General features: G+C 37.3%; 22 protein-coding genes. 12 read left to right on the top strand and 10 right to left on the bottom strand.

Annotated features, from left to right (window positions below; all coding sequences use genetic code 11):
• Window positions 1-42: 42 nt before the first annotated feature.
• The 12 genes from DY109_RS09985 to DY109_RS09930 all read left to right on the top strand — a co-directional run bounded on the left by DY109_RS09985 (window position 43) and on the right by DY109_RS09930 (window position 11,252).
• The gene (locus DY109_RS09985) at window positions 43-1,155 is read left to right on the top strand and encodes an RluA family pseudouridine synthase (protein WP_023947856.1); all 1,113 of its coding nucleotides are present in this window, start codon (window positions 43-45) and stop codon (window positions 1,153-1,155) included.
• A complete protein-coding gene (locus DY109_RS09980; protein WP_034549540.1) occupies window positions 1,112-2,347 on the top strand; it encodes a fibronectin type III domain-containing protein in 1,236 nt (411 codons plus the stop codon). Before DY109_RS09985 ends, DY109_RS09980 begins: the two co-directional genes overlap by 44 nt.
• Window positions 2,348-3,565, top strand: coding sequence for a tRNA (guanosine(46)-N7)-methyltransferase TrmB (gene trmB, locus DY109_RS09975; protein ID WP_023947853.1), 1,218 nt, complete (start codon window positions 2,348-2,350; stop codon window positions 3,563-3,565).
• Window positions 3,562-4,236: a cell division ATP-binding protein FtsE gene (locus DY109_RS09970; RefSeq protein WP_023947852.1), complete on the top strand. Its 675-nt coding sequence runs from the start codon at window positions 3,562-3,564 to the stop codon at window positions 4,234-4,236. Before trmB ends, DY109_RS09970 begins: the two co-directional genes overlap by 4 nt.
• On the top strand, window positions 4,223-5,032 hold the full coding sequence (locus DY109_RS09965) for an FtsX-like permease family protein (protein ID WP_023947851.1): 810 nt from the start codon (window positions 4,223-4,225) through the stop codon (window positions 5,030-5,032). Before DY109_RS09970 ends, DY109_RS09965 begins: the two co-directional genes overlap by 14 nt.
• The gene (locus tag DY109_RS09960; protein ID WP_023947850.1) at window positions 5,032-6,315 is read left to right on the top strand and encodes a murein hydrolase activator EnvC family protein; all 1,284 of its coding nucleotides are present in this window, start codon (window positions 5,032-5,034) and stop codon (window positions 6,313-6,315) included. Before DY109_RS09965 ends, DY109_RS09960 begins: the two co-directional genes overlap by 1 nt.
• A 61-nt stretch (window positions 6,316-6,376) precedes the next feature.
• Window positions 6,377-6,760, top strand: a complete 384-nt coding sequence (locus DY109_RS09955; RefSeq protein WP_023947849.1) for a flagellar protein FlaG — start codon at window positions 6,377-6,379, stop codon at window positions 6,758-6,760.
• Window positions 6,761-6,797: 37 nt separating this feature from the next.
• Window positions 6,798-8,825: a flagellar filament capping protein FliD gene (gene fliD / locus DY109_RS09950; RefSeq protein ID WP_023947848.1), complete on the top strand. Its 2,028-nt coding sequence runs from the start codon at window positions 6,798-6,800 to the stop codon at window positions 8,823-8,825.
• 7 nt (window positions 8,826-8,832) lie between these two features.
• A complete protein-coding gene (fliS, locus tag DY109_RS09945) occupies window positions 8,833-9,216 on the top strand; it encodes a flagellar export chaperone FliS (protein ID WP_034549537.1) in 384 nt (127 codons plus the stop codon).
• Window positions 9,200-9,418 (top strand): hypothetical protein, encoded by a 219-nt coding sequence (locus DY109_RS09940; RefSeq protein WP_023947845.1) that lies wholly within the window; start codon window positions 9,200-9,202, stop codon window positions 9,416-9,418. The genes fliS and DY109_RS09940 overlap by 17 nt, the downstream gene beginning before the upstream one ends.
• Before the next feature lie 386 nt (window positions 9,419-9,804).
• Entirely contained in the window at window positions 9,805-10,503 is a 699-nt protein-coding gene (locus tag DY109_RS09935) for an ABC transporter ATP-binding protein (protein WP_023947843.1), read from the top strand.
• Window positions 10,497-11,252 (top strand): hypothetical protein, encoded by a 756-nt coding sequence (locus DY109_RS09930; protein WP_023947841.1) that lies wholly within the window; start codon window positions 10,497-10,499, stop codon window positions 11,250-11,252. Before DY109_RS09935 ends, DY109_RS09930 begins: the two co-directional genes overlap by 7 nt.
• A gap of 201 nt (window positions 11,253-11,453) precedes the next feature.
• On the opposite strand, the gene flgE is transcribed toward DY109_RS09930, so the two are convergent.
• The 10 genes from flgE to DY109_RS09880 form a co-directional block, all read right to left on the bottom strand.
• Window positions 11,454-13,604, bottom strand: coding sequence for a flagellar hook protein FlgE (flgE, locus tag DY109_RS09925; RefSeq protein WP_023947837.1), 2,151 nt, complete (start codon window positions 13,602-13,604; stop codon window positions 11,454-11,456).
• 244 nt (window positions 13,605-13,848) lie between these two features.
• Window positions 13,849-15,171 (bottom strand): APC family permease, encoded by a 1,323-nt coding sequence (locus DY109_RS09920; protein WP_023947833.1) that lies wholly within the window; start codon window positions 15,169-15,171, stop codon window positions 13,849-13,851.
• A complete protein-coding gene (locus tag DY109_RS09915) occupies window positions 15,168-16,004 on the bottom strand; it encodes an ATP-grasp fold amidoligase family protein (RefSeq protein WP_244916669.1) in 837 nt (278 codons plus the stop codon). Before DY109_RS09915 ends, DY109_RS09920 begins: the two co-directional genes overlap by 4 nt.
• A 185-nt stretch (window positions 16,005-16,189) precedes the next feature.
• The gene (locus DY109_RS09910; protein ID WP_244916668.1) at window positions 16,190-16,624 is read right to left on the bottom strand and encodes a hypothetical protein; all 435 of its coding nucleotides are present in this window, start codon (window positions 16,622-16,624) and stop codon (window positions 16,190-16,192) included.
• A gap of 190 nt (window positions 16,625-16,814) precedes the next feature.
• Window positions 16,815-17,390 carry an anthranilate synthase component II gene (locus tag DY109_RS09905; protein WP_023949999.1) on the bottom strand — a complete coding sequence of 192 codons (576 nt, stop codon included), beginning with the start codon at window positions 17,388-17,390 and terminating at the stop codon, window positions 16,815-16,817.
• Window positions 17,368-19,551: a chorismate-binding protein gene (locus tag DY109_RS09900; protein ID WP_023949998.1), complete on the bottom strand. Its 2,184-nt coding sequence runs from the start codon at window positions 19,549-19,551 to the stop codon at window positions 17,368-17,370. Before DY109_RS09900 ends, DY109_RS09905 begins: the two co-directional genes overlap by 23 nt.
• Window positions 19,552-19,599: 48 nt before the next feature.
• Window positions 19,600-20,628 carry a tRNA 2-thiouridine(34) synthase MnmA gene (gene mnmA / locus DY109_RS09895; RefSeq protein ID WP_023949997.1) on the bottom strand — a complete coding sequence of 343 codons (1,029 nt, stop codon included), beginning with the start codon at window positions 20,626-20,628 and terminating at the stop codon, window positions 19,600-19,602.
• Between the two features lie 58 nt (window positions 20,629-20,686).
• Window positions 20,687-21,460, bottom strand: a complete 774-nt coding sequence (locus DY109_RS09890; protein ID WP_023949996.1) for a pyridoxine 5'-phosphate synthase — start codon at window positions 21,458-21,460, stop codon at window positions 20,687-20,689.
• Between the two features lie 9 nt (window positions 21,461-21,469).
• Complete coding sequence (locus tag DY109_RS09885; RefSeq protein WP_023949995.1) at window positions 21,470-22,195, bottom strand: thioredoxin family protein; 726 nt, start codon at window positions 22,193-22,195, stop codon at window positions 21,470-21,472.
• A gap of 2 nt (window positions 22,196-22,197) precedes the next feature.
• Window positions 22,198-22,689 (bottom strand): hypothetical protein, encoded by a 492-nt coding sequence (locus tag DY109_RS09880; protein ID WP_023949993.1) that lies wholly within the window; start codon window positions 22,687-22,689, stop codon window positions 22,198-22,200.
• Window positions 22,690-22,698: the final 9 nt, after the last annotated feature.

The raw sequence follows: 22,698 nt of genomic DNA, 5'->3' as shown, positions 1-22,698 counted from the left end.
CTCATAACCTTAAAAATTGTTGAATTTTAGGAATAACAAAAAATGGATTCTAGCACAAAAACAAATCTTTTAGCAAGTCATAAAATAAAATTCAATGCTAATTTAGGCTCAAACACATTAGATTTGACATCATTTCAAAATACACAATCTCAGGGCGTGCAATCTCAAACCAAACAACCCCAAAACGTGCAATCCCAAAAAACGCGTCTTGATGATTATTTGGCGCAATATTTGGATTCTAGTAAAAATCAGATTCTGCATTTAATCAAAAATGGCTATGTCAAGCTCAATGCCAAAATTGCCAAAAAAGGCGGAATCATCTTAAAACACAACGATGAAATATATATTACTTTGCCTACATACAACCAAACAAGCCATACAGAATATTTAGATTTTGCAGACAAAATGGATATTGAGATTTTGTATGAAGATGATGATATTTTGGTTTTAAATAAGCCTCCTCATCTTGTCGTGCATACCGCACCAAGCGTCAAAGAGCCAACTCTTGTTGATTGGCTAAAATCTAAACACATCAAGCTCTCAACCCTTAGCGGTGAAGAACGTGTAGGAATTGTTCATAGACTTGATAAGCAGACAAGCGGATCGATAGCCATTGCCAAAAATAATACAGCTCATCTTGCCTTAAGCCAGCAGCTCCAAACAAAAGAAATGGGTCGTTATTATTTGGCTGTGATTGATGTGCCACTCAAAGACAGAATGTTTGTCGAATGCCATTTAGCAAGACACCCCAAAAATCGCCTCAAAATCACAAATACTGACAATCTCAAAATCCAGATTCCAAATACGCGCTATTCCAAAAGTGAATTTGTGCCATTATTAGAATCTAAAAACTCAAAATATCAGCTTATTGCTATTAGACTCTACACGGGGCGCACACATCAGATCCGCGCGCATCTTGAAAGTCTATCGCGACATATTATCGGAGATACGCTTTATGGGTATTTAGGTAAGGATAATGTCCGCGTTATGCTACATTCTTATGTGCTGCATTTAACGCACCCTGCAACGCGAAAAAAACTTATATTTTGTGCGCCTATGTTTAGAGATATGTTACAATTTTGTTTTACTTATTTTGGGGAGGAGCAATTACATGAAGCCATACAGCTTGATACTTTTTTGCAGCATTTTAGCTAGTGTGCTTTTTTTGGGTTGTTCAAACAAAAGTGTAGGCATTGGGTTTTTGAATACAAATGACATTATAGACCAGAATCTACCTGTGATTCACAATATCCGCACGCTCGTTGATGTTACTTCTGTGGCACTTGAGTGGGATCTTATGCAAGATATTCATTCTGTTAAGGGGTTTGTGATTTATCAGATCCAATCCAATAAAAAACCTAAAAAAATCGCAACAATCAAGAATCCATATTCAACGCATTATGTTGTGAATTCTCTTTTGCCACAGACTTCATATTCATTTGCAATCGCTGTGCTTGGCAAAGATAATGCTATATCAAAGCAATCTCAAAGTGTTGAGATAAAAACTTCTTTTATCGATCCCATAGAGCAAGGATTTGCCTCTTTTGATAAGCCAAAGAGTATCAAGCTCATCTGGAGTCCTCACCCAAATCCAAGTATCACGCAATACATTATCCAACGAATGAATGATTCTGGAAAATTTTTAAATATCGCTACTGTGAAAAATCGCTTAATGGTTGAGTTTTTTGATACTAATTTAAGCGATGGCAAGGAGTATTCGTATCGGATTGTAGCGCAGGATTTTGATGGGACAAAATCTTTGCCAAGTGAAGTTATCAATGGCAAAACCAAAAACAAACCACAAACAATCACCTCACTTCAAGCCTCAAGAAAATACGCCAAAAAGATCCAGCTAGAATGGGGCAGTGTCGCTGAAGCCAAAAAATACGAAATTTATTATTCTGATACGCTTGATGGAAAGTATAATCTTCTTGGCACATCAGATACAAATTCTTTTGTAGATTCTATCAATCAAGATGGCGTAACGAGATTTTATAAGGTTATAGCCATAGATGAGAGTGGTATTGCAAGTGATTTGCCAAAGGGTGCTGTAATGGGCGAGACATTGCCACCGCTTTTGGTGCCAAAAATCATAAAATCTAGCGTGCAAAATAAGCATGGCGTTATTGAATGGGAAGTGATTAATAACGCGCATGTCAAGTCGTATGCAGTGTATCGACTTACAGAAAAGACAAAAACACCATTGCGATTTGACAATACGACAAAGACAAAGTTTGTCGATAAAGATATGGCATTGTCTAAGAAATATACATATTGGGTTGTGGCTGTTGATGAGAATGGCAATGAATCAGCCCCGAGTCAAAAAATCGAGCTTTGGCTTCCGTAAATGCCACATTTTCTAGCTTACAAGACAAATTTTTGCCTGCCACTTGTTTGCAATGATTATGAAATATCATATAAGATTCAGAGCCTAAAATATCCAGAGCTTTCACTTCTTTGTGTGCGCTATCAGCAGAGAGTGTTTTTTATCCAAGAAAGAAAAAGAAAAGACAAAAACGACATACTCATAAAAGCCCTAAAAATCACAAAACCAGCACCAGTTGGAATCCTAAAGGAAGCCTTAAAGATTCTATCAAGGCATAGTGATACTTTTTGTCATAATCTTGAAAACACAAAGCCAAAGCAAGAAGTTGAGATTCCGTATTTTATCAATCCTGAGGATTTGCATAAGCTCAAAATGCTAGATTCTACGCGATCAATCAGCCTAGAGATTGGGTTTGGAAGCGGTCGGCATATCCTTTGGCTTGCAAAGCAGAATCCACAATCGCTTTTCATCGGACTTGAAGTACATACGCCCTCCATTGAGCAGGTTTTGCGGCAGATTCAGATTTTGGGATTAGAGAATCTTTATATTCTTAATTTTGATGCGCGGATTTTGCTAGAGATTTTGCCATCAAATATCCTTCATCGCATATACCTGCACTTTCCAGTGCCATGGAATAAAGCCAAACATCGTCGCATTATGAGTAAGACTTTTTTGGCGCATGCATTAAGGGTGCTTCACAAAGACGGAATCTTAGAGCTTAGAACAGATGATAAAGAATATTTTACTGATACGCTAGAATCTATTTTGTCATTTCCAAATGCTAAATTTATGGTGCATAAAAACATCTCACAAGAAATTACTAGCAAATATGAAGCAAGGTGGCAAAAACAGCAAAAAGACATTTATGATGTCAATATTATAAGTTTGCATGATGAGGAGCAAAATATTCAAGATTTTAGTTTTACACAAGATTTTGATTTTATGCTTCCAAAAGCTTTGATTCAAAAGATTCTCTCAAATCCCCTCTCTCAAGCCAAAATTGATAATCTGACACAAAAACGCGTATATCAGGGTTATTTTTTGCATATATATGATGTGTATCAAGATTTGAGTCGGGTTATTTTTTTGGTGAGTATGGGTGATTTTTTGTTGCCTTTGAATCGCGTTATTGTGTTGCAAAACGATAATAGCGTGCTATACTATCCGCAATCATTTATTCCAAATCAAGGAACAATTATGGCATATATTAAATTTATTGAGGTATTGGAGAATCTATGAGTCTTATTTCAGCTTCTAAATTAACATTAGGCTACCATAAAGACGAGCCTGTGATTATTGATGCAAATTTTGAAATCAATCACAAAGATTTTGTCTTTATCTCGGGTCCAAGTGGAAGTGGCAAAAGCACTTTGCTTAATTCCCTTTATGGTGGGTTATCGCCTATGAGTGGCAATCTTAGTGTGTGTGATATTAATCTCTCAAAAGCAAGCAAGCGATCGATTAATTATTTGAGACAGCGCATAGGAATCGTGTTTCAAGATTATAAATTGATTGAGGAATGGAGTGTCGAAAAAAATATCGCTCTTCCTATGGAGATTAATGGCTACAAAAAAGACGCTTGCGATGCGCAGGTAGAAAAATTGCTCTCACACATCGGATTATTGCATAAGGCAAATAAATATCCGCTTGAACTTAGCGGTGGAGAGCAGCAAAGAGTGGCAATGGCTCGTGCGATCGCACATCGTCCAATGCTTATTCTTGCTGATGAGCCCACAGGCAATCTTGATGATTTTTCAAGTGATATGATTTGGAGTTTGCTTAAAAGTGCAAACGAACAGCTTGATATAACGATTGTCGTCGTGACACATCGTGTGCCAATGAGAATCAATATCGAATATCGCCATTTATTTATTGATCGAGAAAGGAATTCTATTTATGAGCAACATTAAGCAGCATTTTTTCTTTATTTTGCCATTGGTGGCTTTGCTTTTTGGGTTAGAGAGTTTGATTTTAATCAATCGCGCAATCATTAGCAATGAAGATAAACTTTTGCAAAATTATGCCATTGTAATTGCAAGCAAGCAGAATCTAACGCTTGAATTTATCTCTCAAAACATTCCTGAAGCCTCATCTATCGAGCCTATTGATCCAAGTTTTGTGCTTGATAAAATCCGCCCTAATATGAATAATGATGATTTTGAAAACATCAAAAAAGGACTTTCTTTGTATTATGCGCTCAAGCTTTCCTCATTTCCCGATGAGAAGAGATTGGCAAAAATAGATTCTACTTTGAGTAAGATTCCGGGTGTGATTCGGACAGAATCTTTTAGTAAAACCCATAATCAAACCTCAAAACTACTTTATTTTATCAAATTAAGCGTGCAGATTTTTGCTTTGCTTATCGCAGTTTTGAGCGTTTTATTGATGATTAGCCAAATCAGAATCTGGCATTTTGAGCATAATAAACGAGTGCAGATTATGACTTATTTGGGTGCGAGTATGTGGATGAAAAACAAATTTTTAATCAAGTCTGTTTTGGGTGATTCGATTTTTGCGTCTTGTTTGAGTATCGGTGGGGTGCTGTATTTCTCGACTACATCTGCCTCTATGCAAGTGATTGAGGCACTTGGCGTGCGTAATGATATTTTTTATTTTTTTGAAGATTATGCCTTTTTGCTTCTTGCTTCAGTGGTTATTTCTTTGTTTTCTGCCATTATTGCTATCTTTTTACAAAGGAAAGTGTAATGCGCTTTATATTTGCATTATTTGCATTGATATTGTGTGGCGGGTTTGTCTTTGCGGACAATATGGAGGATATAGAGAAAAATATCAACTCCAACAAAGCCAAGCTATTAGAAAAAACAAAAGAGCAGCAAAAAATCTCAACCCATCTCACAACACTTGGCAATACAATCAACGCTCGCAAAGCCCAAATCACAAAGCTACAAGCCCAAATTGACTTTTTGCAAAAAAACATTAGCCAAAACCAAAGTCAAAGCCAATCTCAAGCCAAGCAACTTGATAGCTTACAAAAAACACTCAAAAACCTAGAATCTCAAAAAAATCAAATCCAGCTCTATATCGCTAATTTAATCATAAACGACATCGCTTTTACTTTGATTTTGGATAAGCAGAGTGTGATTTCTCCTGATGATATTATTTTAGAAGATGTATTTGAACTCCTCACGCGCCACACACAGCAAAAAATCGTCGCACTCAATGAACAACAATCTCAAGTCAATGCAACCATAAGCAAGATCACAAATAATATCAATGAAATCAGCGTGCTTATCGACTCACAACAAAACAAAAAAGAGCAGCTCCAAAAAATAATCAAAGAGCAAGATTTGCTAAGCCAAAAGCTCCAAAGTGAGATCAACGACTACAACCAAAAGCTCGTGCAAATTAGTAAAGAGAGAGTCGGGCTAGATTCTATACTTCAAGAGCTAAATATCGTCAAAGCAAACAAGCAAAAACAAATCGCCGAGCTTGAAGCCAAAAAACAAAGAGAAAGAGAGTTAGCCCAAAAAAATCAAAACACTCAAGAAAGCACAACCCAAAAAGCAGAATCTAAATCAAGCACAATGAATATCGTGCAGGTTGCTAATAGCTACAAAAATGTATCTGTGGTGAAATATACAGGTGCCAAAACCATTGCGCCATTGGATTATTATAGTGTCGAGCAGAATTTTGGACCATATTATGATCCGGTGTATAATCTCAAGGTTTTTAATGAATCTGTAACGCTCATTTCAAAAATGCCAAATTCTGTTGTATATAGCATTTTTGATGGGAAAGTCGTGTATGCAAAAGAAGCTCCAATACTCAAAAAAGTCGTGATTATCGAGCATAGCAATGAAATGTATAGCATTTATTCTCAGCTTGATAAAATCGCTCCGACAATCAAGCCGGGCTTTGTCGTCAAAAAGGGCTACACAATCGGTAGAGTCTCGCAGCGACTCGGCTTAGAAATTACCCAAAAAGACAAGCATATTGATCCTTTGGAGATTATTGCAAAAAGTAAATAAAACTTTTTAATCTTTAGTCGATGTAGTGAATGTTAGTGCCAAAGATTACAAGGAGGTTAGAATGTTGGAGACTGTTAATACAAATCAAGTTTCTTCATTAAGAAGCACATTATACGATATGGCAAGCAGTGCTGGAAAGCCTTATGGAAAGCATGAAAGCAGTGTCGCTGGAATCAACAATAAGAGTAATATTCAGCAAGAATCTAAAAAAATACATAAAGAACAATTAGAGCAGGAATTAAATCTTGATAAGCTCAATAAGCAAATGAAACAAATTGGGACGGATATTAATTTCAGCTATAACGATGATATTGAAGGTTTGGTTGTAACCGTCAAAGAAGCGGGTGGAGAAAAGATTATCCGCGAGATACCTACAAAAGAAGTGATCGCACTTGTTAGACAAATGAATGAAGTTGTGGGATTAATTTTTGACGCAAAAGGCTAGGATATTTGATTTTATGCTGTAATGAAGTGGAGCTATAATGGCAATTGGTAAAATTAATTCACTTGGCGTAGGAAGTGGTGTTTTAAATTATGATGTGATCGACAAACTACGAGAATCTGATGAAAAAGCTATGATTAAGCCCATTGAGCGAAAAATGGAACAAAATGTCGAAAAACAAAAAACACTCGCTGAAATTAAAACACTTCTTTCAGGACTTCGCACCCCTACGAAATTTTTGGCTGATTATTCTTCGTATTTGGGGCGGACAACGCATGTAAATTCTGACGCTATAAAGGCAAGTGTGGCAAGTGGTGTGCCGATTCAAGATATTAAAATCGATGTGCATCAGCTTGCTCAAGGCGACATCAATGAGATCGGTGGTAAATTTGAAAGCAGAGATAGCACTTTTAGTGAAAATGACATTAAGTTGAGTTTTTTTACACAGGGTAAAAAATACGACATCAATATCAAAGCAGGAATGAGCGTAGGTGATGTAGCACAGCTTATCACCGATGAGACAAATGGCGAAGTTACTGGAATCATCATGAAAACAGGAGGTGCAAAGCCATATCAGCTTATGCTTAATTCCAAAGGAATGGGCGATCAAAGCAGAATCTATTTTGGGACATTAATGCAAACAGGTGTCATACAAAATGGAGCGTTGAATTTGGAGCAGGGCGATTTCAATATCACACTCAAAGATAATCATGGCAATGAGCATACGCTTGATATTATCCTTAAAACTGATGGCTCTTCAGATTCTGCATTGGTGCTTAAAGAAGCGATCAAAGAAGCCATACAAAAAAATACAGATCTCAAAGACTTGCTTGATTCTGATATTAATATCGGCTTAGATAATGACGGAAAATCACTTATTCTTAATGATTTGCGCGGATATGAGATCAAAGTTGGCGGGAATCAAGCCAAAGCATTAGGATTCAAAGAAACCCAAAGCAAACAAGAGCCATTAGCACAATCTGGGAGCGCTGTCAAGGCTGGGAAGCTAAGTGGCGTAGTTCAGATTGGTAGTGTTCCGCTTGATTTAGCCAAAATGACAAAAGACAAAAACACAAGCGAGCAAAATGCTCAAATCATTGCGCAAGCCATTGAAAATATCGCAGGTATGCACGCTAAGACAGATGGGCAGGGCAAATTAACGCTGTATTCTGAAATTGGAGAGATAAAAATACAAGCAAATGATGACGTAGGCAAGCAAGCCATAGCTGATATGGGATTGCAAGCGGGCATTATGCAAGGATATGCAAAACTTCAGGATAGCTTGTTTAAAATCAAAAATATCCAAAAAGGAAGCGATGCGCTCATCTCTTATAATGGTGCGCTTGTATCGCGCCCAACTAATGAAATCAATGATGTGATAAGTGGCGTTTCTTTGACGCTCCAATCCACGACAGAAGAGGGCAAACCTGCAATTATTAGTGTCGGTAGAGATACGCAAGCAATTGTTGATAATCTCAAAGAATTTGTCAAAGCATATAATGAACTTGTGCCAAAGCTCAATGAAAGCACGCGATATGATGAAGATTCTAAGATCGCGGGGATTTTTAATGGCGTGAGTGATATTCGCACGATCCGATCTTCTTTGAATTCGCTCATCACATATTCGGAGTTTTTGGATACAAATATCTTAAATCTCGTTGCGTATGGGATTACGCTTAATGATAATGGAGTGATGTTTCTTGATGAAAACAAACTCTCAAGTGCTATAAATTCCAATCCAAAAGGCACAGAGGAATTTTTCTTTGGCAAAGATAAGAAAGAATCATCAGGAAAAGAGACACATATTGATGGAGTTTTTGTCAAAATCGATAAATTTTTGAGCGGATTAGTCGATGGTAGTAATTCAAGGCTTGAAGTTTTTGGGTCATCATTAGAGAGAGATGCAAAAAGTTTGCAAAAGGACAAAAAAAGTGCAAATGAATTGCTTGATACTCGATACGATACAATGGCTCAACGATTTGCAGCTTATGACAATCAAATTGCAAAAACCAAAAATGCATTTGGTTCTGTCCAGATGATGATTGATCAGTCTGTGGCGAAAAAATAAAGGATAAATGATGAGAAGCAATGCTTATAGTTTGTATCAGCAAAATAATGTTTCAGTAGAATCTCCAGCCAAGCTTATTGAAATGCTCTATGAGGGGATTTTGAGATTTGGTGGTCAAGCAAGGCGCAATATTGAGTGTGGGGATATTGAGAAAAAGATTTACTACATTAATCGCATTACAGATATTTTTACAGAGCTTTTGAATATTTTGGATTATGAAAAAGGTGGAGATGTCGCGGTATATCTTACAGGACTTTATACACATCAAATAAAGCTTCTCACTCAAGCGAATGTCGAAAACAATCCAGAAAAAATCGATATTGTCTTAAATGTCGCCAAGGGATTATTAGAGGCGTGGAGAGAAATACACCATAATGAATTGGTGCAATAATCTTAAAATCGCCCTTATCAATAAAGATTCTCAAAGGGCTTTTGAACTCACGCAGAATCTGCCTCATTTTGATGATATTGAAGATATGCTTGAGGCAAGAGAGCTGATAGCGCAAGTTGTTGAGCTGCTAGAAAATGAACGTGATGATGTGAAAAAACAGATGTTGCAGATTAGGATAGCTAAGCAGTTTTTGGAGATTTGATTGTTTATAGATTCTCATTTCCATAGAATCTAAATCCTAGCTTTTTTGCTATGCGTTCATTGGGCTTTGCTTGAGAAGGCATATTTCAGGGAGTTTGAAATTTTTAACCTGCGATGAACTCTATTGTTACACTTTTTTGTGTTTTTGCTTGCCTAAAATTTCTATACAATCCTAAAATCTGCCTAAAAATAGAGGATTTCTTAATGCTCGCTTGTGTTTGGCATAGAATCTAAAACTCATTTTCTGGATTGCCACGCAATCTCATGATTGCTCGCAATGACACATAATTTTGTCATTTTAACCCAAAGCATTGCAAAGGTGAAAATCAAAATATAGAATCTAAACTAGAATGATTTTAGATTCTAAACCTAAACAAAGGAGGCTTTGTGCTTATCCAAATTTCACAATTATCAAAAACTTATGGCGTCAATGTCGCACTCAATGATATTAATTTGCAAATATCACAAGGAAAGATTATCGGGCTACTTGGTCCAAATGGTAGTGGCAAAACAACATTGATAAAAGTCCTTATGGGATTACTAAAGCAATATAGTGGCAGTGTTTTGATTAACCAAAATCCGCTCAATGACTCTTCAAAAGCACTTATCTCGTATCTTCCTGATAAAAATTGCATTCCGCTTGAGTGGAGCATATCGTATGCATTGAAATTTTTTAGTGATTTTTTTGCTGACTTTGATAGCTACAAAGCCAAAGAACTCGCATCCCAGCTCAATCTCAATCCATATGCCAAAATAAAAACCCTCTCAAAAGGCAATAAAGAAAAAATCGCCCTTATTTTGTCGCTCTCCCGCCAAGCTCAATTATATATCTTTGATGAGCCAATCGCAGGTGTCGATCCCATCGCAAGAGAGCGTGTTTTTAAGCTCATTATGGATAATTACAACAAGCAAGCAAGTGTGATTATCGCTACGCATTTGGTGTATGATGTCCAAAAAATCTTAGATGAGGTGATTTTTTTAGATCGTGGGCAAATCAAGCTTCATAAGCCTATTTCTGAAATCCTCACCGAGCATTCAAATCTTGCAAATCTTGAAGAAATCTACAAGGAGTATTTTAGATGTTGAAGTTACTCAAATATGAGCTTTTACGCTCTTTTTTTCCATTTGTGGTGATTGGGGGGATTTTTTTGGTTAGTATGCTTATCATCGGCGGGCATATACGAAGTGGAAGCACAAATATCCATAATTTTTGGGATAAGGGGATTGTGAGTTTTTGTATAGGCGTGGCGTTTTTGTCTGTTTTTTTGCTTTTTGTTATGCAGATTTGGTCTGTGATTCGTATTTTTGGCAAAAATCTTTTTGGCTCTTATGGCATACTTTTGTTTTGTTTGCCTGTGAGTTTAGATTCTATATTGTGCGCGAAAATTTTGAGTTGTTTTATATTGATTGGGTGTTCGAGTCTTTTTTATGCGATTGTGAGTTTGCAAGTGTTTTTGGTTATGCCCGGTGTAGATGTATCAGAGTTTTTTGGCTCTGTTTTTGAGTATGTGCGATCGGCTGATGTGGCTATTCTTGTGATTTTGAGTGTGTATTTTTTGGCTCAAATATTGTGCTTTTTGACAAAGATTCTCTTGACTTTGGCGATTTTAAATTCTACTCATATTCAGAGCTTTCGCTTTATGGTTGGGATTATGATTTTTATCGGGATTAATTTTGTGGAGTTTTTGATACCATTTTCATTGCCAAGTTCATTATTTAGCTTTGATAGTATGAAAGCTTCACTTCTTACTATTTCGATCCAGACACTCATCATAGGCACGATATATTATTTTATCGCGCGGTGGTTGATTGCCAAAAAAATTGAGCTATTGTGAGGATTTGGAATCTATGGAAACACAAAAGAGCGCAAAGAAATCCTCTATTTTTAGCTTATTTTTGTAGTTTTGCGAGTTTAGCGAGTGAGTCGCATTATATTGTGCGTCGCCAAAATAATACAAGATAAGCCCTAAACGAAGCAATCTGCAAAAAGAAGCAAAAAGAGAGAATTTAGATCATATGGAAAATAGAATCTAGATTTATTGCTTCAAGTTCAACAAAGTATTAAGTATCTGATCTGAAGTTGTAACTGCCTTTGAGTTTGCCTGAAAGCCTCTTTGCACGACAATAAGCTGTGTGAGACTCCTACTCAAATCCACATTACTCATCTCAAGCTTCGATCCAGAAATACCACCCCTTCTTCCCGTGTTTGCCGCGCCAATCATCGCTTGCCCAGAGTTACCAGTAGAGGAAAACACATTACCACCCTCTGCCTGAAGCCCTGTATTATTCGCGAAATTTGCCAAAGCCACTTGCGCCAAAGCCAAAGTGCGCCCGTTGCTAAATGAACCCAAAAGCGCGCCCACAGAATCAAAGCGAATATCAACCAAATCTCCTGCTCCATAGCCGTCCTGCTCAATAGCATAAGTTTCAGATTGTTTATCCACGCTTGTAAGCCCACCAAATCCGCCTGTCGAGCCAAATGAAAGACTGAGTCGTTGGGGTGCTATTGAGCCATTTTTAGGGTCAAATTGAAGGATTGGAGGATTCATTCCAGCTAGACTTCCATCACTATTAAAGCGCAATCTTCCGCCTTCAAAAATATTTGGTCTTGTCGCTGAAGCACCATAAATCACTGAAGGTTCAGGCACGATAGCCTTGAAACTCCATTCTACCGAGCCTGTTTTGACAAATTCAAAACGAATGGTGTGTTTTGAGCCTAGCGAGTCAAAAAGCTCAATAGTCGTTGTGTGTGTCGCATGTGAGATTCTTGTTGTCGAAACACTCGCTCCACCCTCAATCAATGACGCGGTATTAAGCCCTCTCATTGTGTTTTTAAATAACACATTGCTTGAGACTTGATCTGAAGCATATCCAGAAACAAAAATAGACATATTTTGCACTTCATCATCTTCGTTGTCTTTATTGGCAATCTCAAACATACCAAATTTATTAATCGTTACAGACACTGAGGCAGTGCTGTCATTATATGGCTTTCCGGGTTCTTTTATCATATTGGCATCATATTGCAAAAGTCGTCTCAACTCTTCTGTCGTGCGGAATTGCCCTGTGGAAGAATCCGGGGATTCTGACTTGGTATAGCGATACCGAAAAGAAGTAACATCTGCATCACCTTCTACAAAGTTTTGAAATGCGCCTGTTCCGCTTTTTGTGATGTGGATATTTTTTGTATTTTCGTTGCCGTCCATTTCATTGCGATTGACAAGCTTTAAGAGTTTGCCTTCCATATAGGCTTCTACGCCGGTTTTATCGCTCACACCATTAATGGCATTTTGCGCAGCGACTAATGTAGAAATGCCGCTCATCGCCGAATCGTTTGAGAATGAAACTTTTGTGCCATTGATTGAGACAGAGCTATTTTCTGCGGTATTGACGACACTATTTGTCATTTGAGCATTTTTGTAGCTTACCCAAATGCCTTGGTTTTCTGTCAAGCCAAATGCATCGCCATCTTGATTAAAAAGTGCGCCCATATCTTCTTGCATTTGAGTGAGATTCCCCGCAGAATCATATAAAGGATTAATTCCATCAGCTGGGGTTTTTGAAGTAGAATCTAGCGCGTAAATATTGCCATTTTGATCGCTATGTCTTCCGGCATTTAGGTTTGCACGCAATTTGATAGTCGTGCTTGATCGTGCGGGCATAACCATATTTGGATCGATTTGGATACTGCGGATAGGACCTGTGTTATCGATATGATAAAACTCTTGTTCGCTCATTTTTGAGGCATTTTTGAGATCATCTTTGAGCCAACCTTGAACGACATATCCGCCCGTTGTTACGAGATTGCCATCAGCATCAAACAAAAAGCTCCCATCGCGCGTATAGTTTAGAGTCGTGCCTTTATCAGGGCTGATGACAAAAAACCCTTCGCCCTCAATCGCCATATCGGTTTTGACATCTGTATTTTGCGTGCTACCTTGAGAAAACACCTTTGTGGTGGCATTGATACCCACGCCCAAGCCAACTGAAAAGTCATTCATACCACCAAGCCCTGTTTTATATGGCGCAGTGGCAATGAGCTTTGTCTGAGAGAGCATATCTACAAAAGATGCTCGAGAGTATTTAAAGCCAGTCGTATTGACATTTGCAATGTTATTACTTTCAATATCTAGCGCAATTTGATGTGCTTGCATACCGCTTACACCTGACCATAATGACCTTAGCATTTTATTCCTTTGTCTTGAAGATTTGAGATAGATAAGCAATAAGTATGCCAAATGTTTTGATTATTTATAGAATCTAGAATCTAAAAACACCTCGTCATTCTGAGCACAAGCTAAGAATCCAGAAAAAACGCAAAAGTGAATTCAATCGTCATTTGCCAAGAATGATATGCGTCATTGCAAGCAGTTGCAAAACTGCGTGGCAATCCACTTAAACAATCCTTGTTGAAGCCTGTCATATTGTAATTCAATCATTATGAACAACAAAAGTTTTTGTCGAACTATAATAAAAAACAATCCCCAAAAAAATCCAAATCACAAGAGCGATGATAGATGGAAGCTTAAGCACACTTGGTGAAAATGGCAAAAACAAAAGCAAAAAGAAAAATATACTTATCGCAATTCCAATGATAGCCAATATATCGTATTTGTGATTTTCTTTGTATTTGAGCATAAAGGTAATGATATTGACATACAAAAAGGCGATGACAATACCGATAGAAGCCATATCGACAACATAGAGCAAAGCCTTTCTCCCAAAAAATGGCATGATAGCTGAAGCAAGCATTATGCCTATGGTGATTCTGTGTGCAATGTTGTGGCGGTTAAGTTTTAGGAAAAATCGTGGCAGGATATGGTGTAAAGTTATAGCATAGAGAACTTTATTTGTAGTGATAAAAAATCCATTTATCCCGCTCGCAATAGCACCTATAATCCCAAATGTCAAAATAATACTTCCAATCACGCCAAAATATCGATAGACACTCTCTCCAGTAGCCCATTGATAGAGAGATAATTCTGCTTTAGGAATACCAAATGCAGTAATGCAAATCATCATTGTATAAAGTAAAAAGCCAATAAAAATTGATATGATAGTAAAAATCCAGAATCTATTTTTGTTATATTTTATATCTTGCACGATTTGGATTCCGCAATCAAACCCTAAAAAAAGCCAAGGTGATATAGCAATAACGATAAAAATAGAATGAAGCGAAAAATCAAAAGAATATGTGTGTAGATTTTGATATGATACTCCATCTGCACTCATTATCCCAAAAAATAACAAAACACTTCCACACAAAATAAGCGTAAAGATTTTTTGAAATCCAAACACAATACGAATATTTAAGGCATTAATAGCCCCGATGACAAAAATACTTGCAAGCGAAATTAAAATATCACCAAAATATATTGTTGTCTCATGGATGCGATACATTGGCATAATGTGTAAAAAATCAAGCCCAAAATAATCAATCACCAAAGATGCTGCTGTTGCATTTAGTGGTATGATACACAAATAAGCAAGGCTCAAAAACCAGCCACAAATAAATCCATGTTTTTTGCCTAGGGTATTTAGAGTAAAGATGAATTCCCCTCCAACTTGTGGAAATTTAGAAAGCACATAGACATAATTACGCGCAATAAGCCCAACGAGTGTAGCTCCAATTCCAAGCCCGATAAATGTGTTTATTAAGCCAATTTTTAAAAACAATTCTCCGGGCAATATAAATGCACCCCAACCGATAATGCAACCAACACATAAAAATATAATATTTGAAGTTTTCATCATTGCCACAAATCCCCCAAAGTTTTATCCCATTCCTGTGGAGTGAATTTTGCTGTCCCACCATTTGGAGTAAAAGTAAGCTCGCCTACAAAAATTTTATTTTTGATTACATACAAATCCACTCGCACATAATTAATAGGCAAAGATAATGTATGGGCGATATTTAGCATATCACTAAGCTTATTTGGCTTTGAGATTTTTGTTTGGCTTGGCGGATTGAGATAGTGCATAGGAAGGTGTTGCCATTTGGTGTTAAATATATCATTTGTGGTGTGAGAGGAATTTGCAATTTGAATAAAGCTAATATCTCCACCAAAACAATGGAATCTATAATCACTCAAATTCTCCCCAAGCATCTCCTCCACAAATACTCTAGGCTCTATATTATCATAATGCCACTCTCTAGTCTTTGTATAATAATTTGTATTTAAATGTTTTCTTAATTTATCCATAGATTCTTGAAATACTTTTTTATTATTTAAAAACTCATCTTTATCTTGCACTAAGACTACTCCTCCACAATCATGATTTGTTTTTAAAACAAAGCTTTGTGGAAGATGTGTAAAATCAATCTCTTCTACATTCTTATAGATTCCATAAATCTTTGGCAAAAACTCACAAGTATTTGTCTCAAAGAGTTTGTCTTGTATATCATCAATAGGCATAAAGAGTAAAGAAAGAGTTGCAGAATCTATGGAATGCAAATTAATAGAATCTAAGGAATTAGAATCTGAAAGATTTGAAACAGAATCTAAATTTTTAGAATCTAAATGATTAGAATAAGAAACAGAATCAAGAGATTGAGAATGCTTAGAATCTAAACTAACAGAATCCAACTTGTGAGTAGCAGAATCTAAACTAAAATCTAAATTTTTAGATTTTAAATGATTAGAAAGATTTGAATAATTTGAATTTAAAGAATCTAAGGAATTAGAATTAAAAGTTGCAGAATCTACTTTATGTAAAGATTCTAAATGATTTGAATAAGAAACAGAATCTGAAAGATTTGAATGCTTAGAATCTAAAGCATTACTTTTGCTCTGCCCCCCCCCCCCATAGTATTAATAGATATAGTAGTATTAGACATAGTAGCAGATATGTTTGATGTATGAGATATATTTGCAGTATTTTGAAGCTCTTGCAAACAAGTAGCAATATAGATTCTAGCTTTGAGTTTATCAGCTAATGCACTATATATTGGATTTCTATCATAAAGCATTCTATGCACTATTTTTTCATTAAATGTTTGTGGATTCTTAAAATTAGGAATATAACCAAATATATGCTTATGTCTCATTGTTAAAAATGTTTCATCATCAAGTTTTGCAACTTTTTTTTGTTGATAATTTAAACGCCATGGCAAAATATACTCTGTATAGAATCTATTATGTCGCACTATATTCTTTAATGTATTTGGAATACATCGCTTTATACATTGTTGTAAGTAAAATAGCATAAATGCTCCTTTTAGAATAGAATTAAAGCTCTCAAACTTTAAATCTAAACTTAGACTTTAAACTTAAACTTAAACTTAAATCTAAACTCAAGATTTTTAAACTTAAAATTTGAGATTCTGGATATAGGTGGGTATTGTAGCGTAAATGTGGTTAAAATATTTGGTGTTTTGTATTTGTAAATTTACACACTTAGAGGGCTAGGAAATTTTTTAGAATCATCTTGCCATTGTGTCCCAAAATAGATTCTGGGTGGAATTGCACGCCATAGGTTTGGTAGTGTTTGTGCTTGAGAATCATCGGAATTTTTAAGCCTTTGATATGCGCAAATCCAAGCTCTTGACACTCCCCAAGCTCACTCACAAAAAGCGAATGATACAAAGCAACTTGAAATGGCGAAGAAATCCCATTGCAAAGCGCATTTGGCGTAAAAAAGCAAGAAGTGCTTTTGGCGTGCATTGGCGTTGGCATTTTTTCTACTTTGCCACCAAAAGCTGTGGCGATACATTGATGTCCTAAACACACACCTAGAATCTTTTTGTGCGGGGCAAATGCCTGAATGATAGGAATGCTTAGCCCAGAATCTTTGGGGCTTCCAAAGCCCGGAGAAATCACAATATAATCAAATGAATCGACAAAATCCCTCACCTCCTGCAAGCTTTTGGCAAAATCGTTTTTGCATACTTGTGGCTTGATACCAAGCTCATACAAATAATAATAAATATTATAAGTAAAAGAGTCGTAATTATCGATTAGTAGGAGTTTCATCGCGCTTCTTTTTTGGATTTTGGTGTAGATTTTGCGGATTTTTGTGTGGCTTGTGTGTAGATTCTCGTATGGATTCTAGCGTAGAATCTAATGTGGATTCTGGCATAGATTTTTGCATGGATTCTGATGTCGGCTGGCTATGCAAAAAAACAGGTGTGATCCCGCGCACAGAGTTGATACAAAAGATTTGCTCTGCGCTGTGTAGCTCATCTATGGTGATGATTTTTTCTTTGATGATGTTACATTCAAGCAAAAGTTCGCGAAAAGTCCCGCACAAAAGCCCGCTTTGTGCGCTAGGAGTGAAGAGTTGGGTATTGTTTGTGATGATAATATTGCTTCGTGAACCTTCGCAGATTTCGCCATTTGTATTGGCAAAAATAGTATCAAACACATACTCATCAAAAAGCAAATGCCCGCATGAAGTGTTATCTGTGTAAAAATGATCTCGCATGGTGGTTTTGTGATAGAGCAAGTCGTTATGCGGATTGAGTGTGTGCGTAGAGAGGCGGATTTGCTGCTTTGCTGTGCTTGTGTGAAGTGGCAAAATCTGTGTATAGATTCTGCCTTTTTTGTCTAGATTTATACGCAGAATCTGCGCTTGTTGCGAGGCTTTGAGGTTGTGTTGTCGCATAAAATCTATGGGTAGATTCTGCCAAAGCTCTTTAAGTGATAAAGGCATAAAATCTAAAAAATTGCGTATTTTTGGAAGAGTTGGCATAGTAAGAGAGTGGAGCAAAGGCGCAATATGCTTTGTCTCAAAATCCAATGCACGCGCGCTTTTTGCAAGGCGATTGAGATGTTTATAGAGCAAAAAAACGCGCCCATTTTGAAAAAGCATAGTTTCTATAAGTTTGAATTTTTGAAGTCTAAAATCTTGAAGTTTAAAATCTTGAAATCTAGGCTTTTGTAAAGTCGTGCATTGTAATTTTAGATTTTGTGATTTGGCTTGTTTTTTCTGTGTTTGGGTGCTTGGTGGCATGTTGTGATTTGATGTAAATAAAAAATGTGTTTTGAGTTTGAGCTCTTGGAATTCTTGCTTCGCTCTAGAATCCCAAACAATCCCGCTTCCAACGCCATAACGATAGAATGCCTCATTATAGCGACGCACTAATGTGCGGATAGGCACGCTAAAGATCGCTTCATCTTTGCTGATTACCCCGATACTTCCGCAATACACGCCACGTTCTCTTTTTTCGAGGCTTTGGATAATCTCCATTGTGGATTTTTTGGGTGCGCCTGTGATTGATCCGCACGGAAAAAGGGCTTTAAAAATATCATAAAGTCGGCATTGTGGTAGTTTTGCTTTGAGGGTTGAGATCATTTGGTGGAGGGTTGGGTAGGTGTGGATTGTGCAAAGATTCTGGATTTGTAAAGTGTGTGGTAGGGCGATTTGGCTTATATCATTGCGTAATAAATCCACAATCATCATATTTTCACTTTTGTTTTTTTCATCATTTTGGAGAGTGGTTTTATAATGCGCGTCTTTGGCTGGCGTTTTGCCTCTTTTTATCGTGCCTTTCATTGGTTGGAGGGTGATTGTGTCGTGATTGAGTTTAAAAAATAGCTCTGGTGAAAAAGAGATAATCTCTACAAATTTTGTTTTGAGATAGGCTTTGTATGGGGTATCTTGGGTGTAGAGGAGATTTGTAAAAATCTCTAGCCCATCGCAATGCGTGCTAAAGGCAAGCTCTTGCGTGTAATTGACTTGATAGCTATTGCCACGCGCAAGTTGTTGTTTGATATATGCAAAATCCCTCTTGTAACGTTCATAATCAAGTGGCGCAATGAGATTTGGATAAAAATGAGGCAAAGGAGGCAGAGATTGTGATGAGTGCAAGAATTGTGGGGTGAATCTCTTGCGCTCTTTGAAAAGTGTGAATTCAAAAATAGGCATTGGTGGCGTTGATGAAAGCATTGGTGTAAGCATTGATGAAGGGCTAGATTTTGGCTTTTGGCTATGAAATGTATCTTTTGCCTCATAGCTAATATACCCGACCCAAAAGCCATGCTCTTTGTGTTGTTGCGACTTCTTTTGTGATTGTTTTTCTTGTGGTTGCTCTTTTTGCCATTGCTCTAGCTCAAAAAAAGCAGATTCTATATCATCAAAAGATGTGATCGTGCGCACAGGGTTGAGATATATGTATTTGCCAAAAATAAACATATCTGTATCCTTAAGTTTTGCCTTGATTTTTGCTTTGGCGGGCTGAATCTACTGGATCACGCCTCCGCCAAGCACGCAATCTTGCTCATACACGACCAAAGCCTGTCCTTTTGCCACGCCAAATACCGGCTCTTTGAGTTTGGCTATGATTTTGTCATCTTGGATTTGTATGAGTGCTTTTGTCGGCTCTGATCGGTATCGGATTTTGATGTCGCATTCTTTGCCATCAAAGTCTTTTGGCAAGCTTATATTGTTTGCTTGCACCAAAAGTTTTGCTAGCTCTTGCTTTGTGCCAACTACAATTTCATTGTTTTTTGGGTTGATATCAAGCACAAAGTGTGGCTCATGCGCGCCTTTGACGCTAAAGCCTTTGCGCTTTCCGATGGTGTATTGCATATAGCCTTTGTGCTCGCCTACGATTTCGCCTTTGGCGTTTTTGACGATTCCGGGATTTTCTACTTTTGTGTGCTTTTTGAGAATGTCGATATAATCCGTCTCAACAAAGCAGATTTCTTGGCTTTCTTTGTAAGTCTCTAAACTTCCAAGCCACGGCATAACTTCAAATGCCTTTGGCTTCACATCGCTTTTGAGCATATCGCCTAATGGAAAAATCAGCCTATCAATGGCTTCTTGCGAGATCGCATACAAAAAATAACTCTGATCTTTGCTAAGATCCACTGCGCGCGCGATTTTGTTTTTGCCATCAACTTGTTTGATTTTGGCATAATGCCCTGTAGCGATTTTATCGCAGTTAAGCTCTAGGGCTTTTTGCAATGCTAAGCCAAATTTCATATTTGGATTACATAGTGCGCAAGGATTTGGGGTCTCGCCGTTTTTGTAGGATTGGACAAAGTAGTCATAAACGATTTCTTTGAATTCTTTTTTTGCATCTATCACCATAAATGGAAAATCTAGATTCTGGGAGACTTTTTGACAATTTCGTATAAACATCTCATGCTTGTCTTCTTTGTCGTGAAGTTTGAGATAGATTCCCAAAACTTCGTAGCCACTGGATTTGAGTAAATAAGCTGAGTAGGAGCTATCTACTCCCCCGCTCATTAATAACGCAACTTTCATGATACGCCTTTATTGTGAATTTAGGGCGTAATTGTATCAATTAAAAAGTAATGCAAGCTTAAAGTAATAATTTTTGCATTTGGCAAATCGCAGATTCTAGCCCGACAATAACTGCTCGCGCGATAATGCTATGCCCGATATTTAGCTCTGTGATATGTGGAATCTTAGCGATTGTTTGGACATTTTGATAATTTAATCCATGTCCGGCAAATACACCTAATTTAAGCTCATTTGCTTTGTTTGCGTAAGTTTGGAGGGCAGTAATCGTAACTTCAAGCTGCCTTTCAAGCTCTGTTTGTGAGAGATCAAGCGATTGGATTTTGTTTGTATGTGTCCGAAGCGAAGAATACAACATAGCAGAGATATTGGCATACTCGCCTGTGTGAAGTTCAACTCCATTGGCATTAAATTCTTTAGAAAGAAGCAAAGACTGCTCGTTAGGATCGATAAAAGTCGCGACTTTGATGTGGTTTTTGTGAAATTCTTTGATGATGTCTTTGAGGTGCGGTGTATTCATATTAAGCCCGCCTTCTGTGGTGATTTCTTCTCGTTTTTCTGGCACAAGGGTGATTTTGAATGGTTTGAGCGCACACAAAAACTCAACTATATTTACATCGCATGCACACTCTACATTGATAGGCAGGGGCGAATGCTTTATAATACTTCTCACATCTTCATCTTGGATATGTCTTCTGTCTTCTCGCAAATGTATAGTGATCTGATCCACTCCACAATTTGCAGCGACAAATACCGCTTCTAGCGGATCGGGCTGGGCGATTTTTCTAGCTTGTCGTAATGTCGCGATATGATCGATGTTGAGTCCTAATTGCATAGTTTTCCTTTAATTGTTTTTGGCATATAGATCGCTAAGATTTTGTGCAATTTGCTCTTTTGTGAGGGTTTGGTTGTTTTTGTTTTTGAGAAAATTGAGTGTGATATTAAGCTGGGATTTAGTCATCGCGCCGATGTAGCGAAAAAGCTCTTTGCCACTAGAATCTAAAAATACAAAACTCGGCGTAGCTTGGATAAGAAAAAACTCACGTAATTGGTGGTGTTTGAAATGCTGTTGCACGGATTCTAGCTTGAGATTGTAGTCTTTTTGGGTGGAGAGATTGACAAAATATGATGAAAAATAATGCGACAAAAGTTCTTGGAGGGCAGGTGAATGCTCTATGGAATCTTTGAGATTTGCGCAGGCTTGGCACATATCCGCACCAAAGACAATGAGTATAGGTTTGTCATTTGAGGAAATCTCTGCATTTGGCAAAAAAATCTCTGGTAAATCTTTGGCTAAATCCAAATGGCTATTTTGCGTAGTTGTTTGGCTAGATTCTGGGTTTGGCAGAATCTCATGTGTGCTTAAGGGATCTTGCGTGGTGGAATTTTGCCTAGTAGAATCTATGGCAGAATCTTGTGTGGTTTGCGTGTGAGATATGCTTGTGGATATTGTAGATTCTGTGGAATCTGTGTTTTGGTCGGATTGTTTGGGGGTTTGTTTTGTATCACAGCCTATAAAGATTGCTAAAATTGCCAAGATCGCGACGCGATATAAAAGAGTTGTATTCATTTTTATTCCTTATTCCTTAAGGTTTGTAGGATTTGATTGTGTTTATTTTTGACATAAAAATCCGCGCTTATGCCTAAGAGCCGCCCTTCAAATGAAAGCCTGTATTCCATACTTTCAAGCACACAAGCACTCAAAAATACTTTTGCTTCATAAGTGTTGTGCGGTGTTTTGCGAAATTGAATTTGTGTCGTTCCCATATCCATATTGATTCCATAAATCTTGGCATTAATTGTAGGAGTGTTGAGATTTAGATTTGAGAGTGTCCAAATTGTCGGCTTCAATGCCACAATAGGAAATGGCGAGGCTTGGATCTGAAAAGTTTGATTGTTGTATTCCACTTCGCATACGCCATTTTCGTTTAAAACACAATGATGAGAATCAAGGCTAGATTCTGGGCTAGAATCTGATTGGATATTGATATGTAATTGCCATGCCAAAATCCCGCAAATAATCCCCACACAAAGAGCAAAAATTAAGAGCACAAACTTTTTCATTGTGGCTTT

The sequence above is a fragment of the Helicobacter fennelliae genome (assembly GCF_900451005.1).
Taxonomy (GTDB): domain Bacteria; phylum Campylobacterota; class Campylobacteria; order Campylobacterales; family Helicobacteraceae; genus Helicobacter_B; species Helicobacter_B fennelliae.
This window is presented reverse-complemented; position numbering and strand designations above follow the sequence as displayed.

Excerpts from the sequence above, each read along its gene's own strand:
- DY109_RS09985 (WP_023947856.1), top strand. The coding sequence starts at position 43 with ATGGATTCTAGCACAAAAACAAATCTTTTAGCAAGTCATAAAATAAAA.
- DY109_RS09980 (WP_034549540.1), top strand. The coding sequence starts at position 1,112 with ATGAAGCCATACAGCTTGATACTTTTTTGCAGCATTTTAGCTAGTGTG.
- trmB (WP_023947853.1), top strand. The coding sequence starts at position 2,348 with ATGCCACATTTTCTAGCTTACAAGACAAATTTTTGCCTGCCACTTGTT.
- DY109_RS09970 (WP_023947852.1), top strand. The coding sequence starts at position 3,562 with ATGAGTCTTATTTCAGCTTCTAAATTAACATTAGGCTACCATAAAGAC.
- DY109_RS09965 (WP_023947851.1), top strand. The coding sequence starts at position 4,223 with ATGAGCAACATTAAGCAGCATTTTTTCTTTATTTTGCCATTGGTGGCT.
- DY109_RS09960 (WP_023947850.1), top strand. The coding sequence starts at position 5,032 with ATGCGCTTTATATTTGCATTATTTGCATTGATATTGTGTGGCGGGTTT.
- DY109_RS09955 (WP_023947849.1), top strand. The coding sequence starts at position 6,377 with ATGTTGGAGACTGTTAATACAAATCAAGTTTCTTCATTAAGAAGCACA.
- fliD (WP_023947848.1), top strand. The coding sequence starts at position 6,798 with ATGGCAATTGGTAAAATTAATTCACTTGGCGTAGGAAGTGGTGTTTTA.
- fliS (WP_034549537.1), top strand. The coding sequence starts at position 8,833 with ATGATGAGAAGCAATGCTTATAGTTTGTATCAGCAAAATAATGTTTCA.
- DY109_RS09940 (WP_023947845.1), top strand. The coding sequence starts at position 9,200 with ATGAATTGGTGCAATAATCTTAAAATCGCCCTTATCAATAAAGATTCT.
- DY109_RS09930 (WP_023947841.1), top strand. The coding sequence starts at position 10,497 with ATGTTGAAGTTACTCAAATATGAGCTTTTACGCTCTTTTTTTCCATTT.
- flgE (WP_023947837.1), bottom strand. The coding sequence starts at position 13,604 with ATGCTAAGGTCATTATGGTCAGGTGTAAGCGGTATGCAAGCACATCAA.
- DY109_RS09920 (WP_023947833.1), bottom strand. The coding sequence starts at position 15,171 with ATGATGAAAACTTCAAATATTATATTTTTATGTGTTGGTTGCATTATC.
- DY109_RS09910 (WP_244916668.1), bottom strand. The coding sequence starts at position 16,624 with ATGCTATTTTACTTACAACAATGTATAAAGCGATGTATTCCAAATACA.
- DY109_RS09905 (WP_023949999.1), bottom strand. The coding sequence starts at position 17,390 with ATGAAACTCCTACTAATCGATAATTACGACTCTTTTACTTATAATATT.
- DY109_RS09900 (WP_023949998.1), bottom strand. The coding sequence starts at position 19,551 with ATGTTTATTTTTGGCAAATACATATATCTCAACCCTGTGCGCACGATC.
- mnmA (WP_023949997.1), bottom strand. The coding sequence starts at position 20,628 with ATGAAAGTTGCGTTATTAATGAGCGGGGGAGTAGATAGCTCCTACTCA.
- DY109_RS09890 (WP_023949996.1), bottom strand. The coding sequence starts at position 21,460 with ATGCAATTAGGACTCAACATCGATCATATCGCGACATTACGACAAGCT.
- DY109_RS09885 (WP_023949995.1), bottom strand. The coding sequence starts at position 22,195 with ATGAATACAACTCTTTTATATCGCGTCGCGATCTTGGCAATTTTAGCA.
- DY109_RS09880 (WP_023949993.1), bottom strand. The coding sequence starts at position 22,689 with ATGAAAAAGTTTGTGCTCTTAATTTTTGCTCTTTGTGTGGGGATTATT.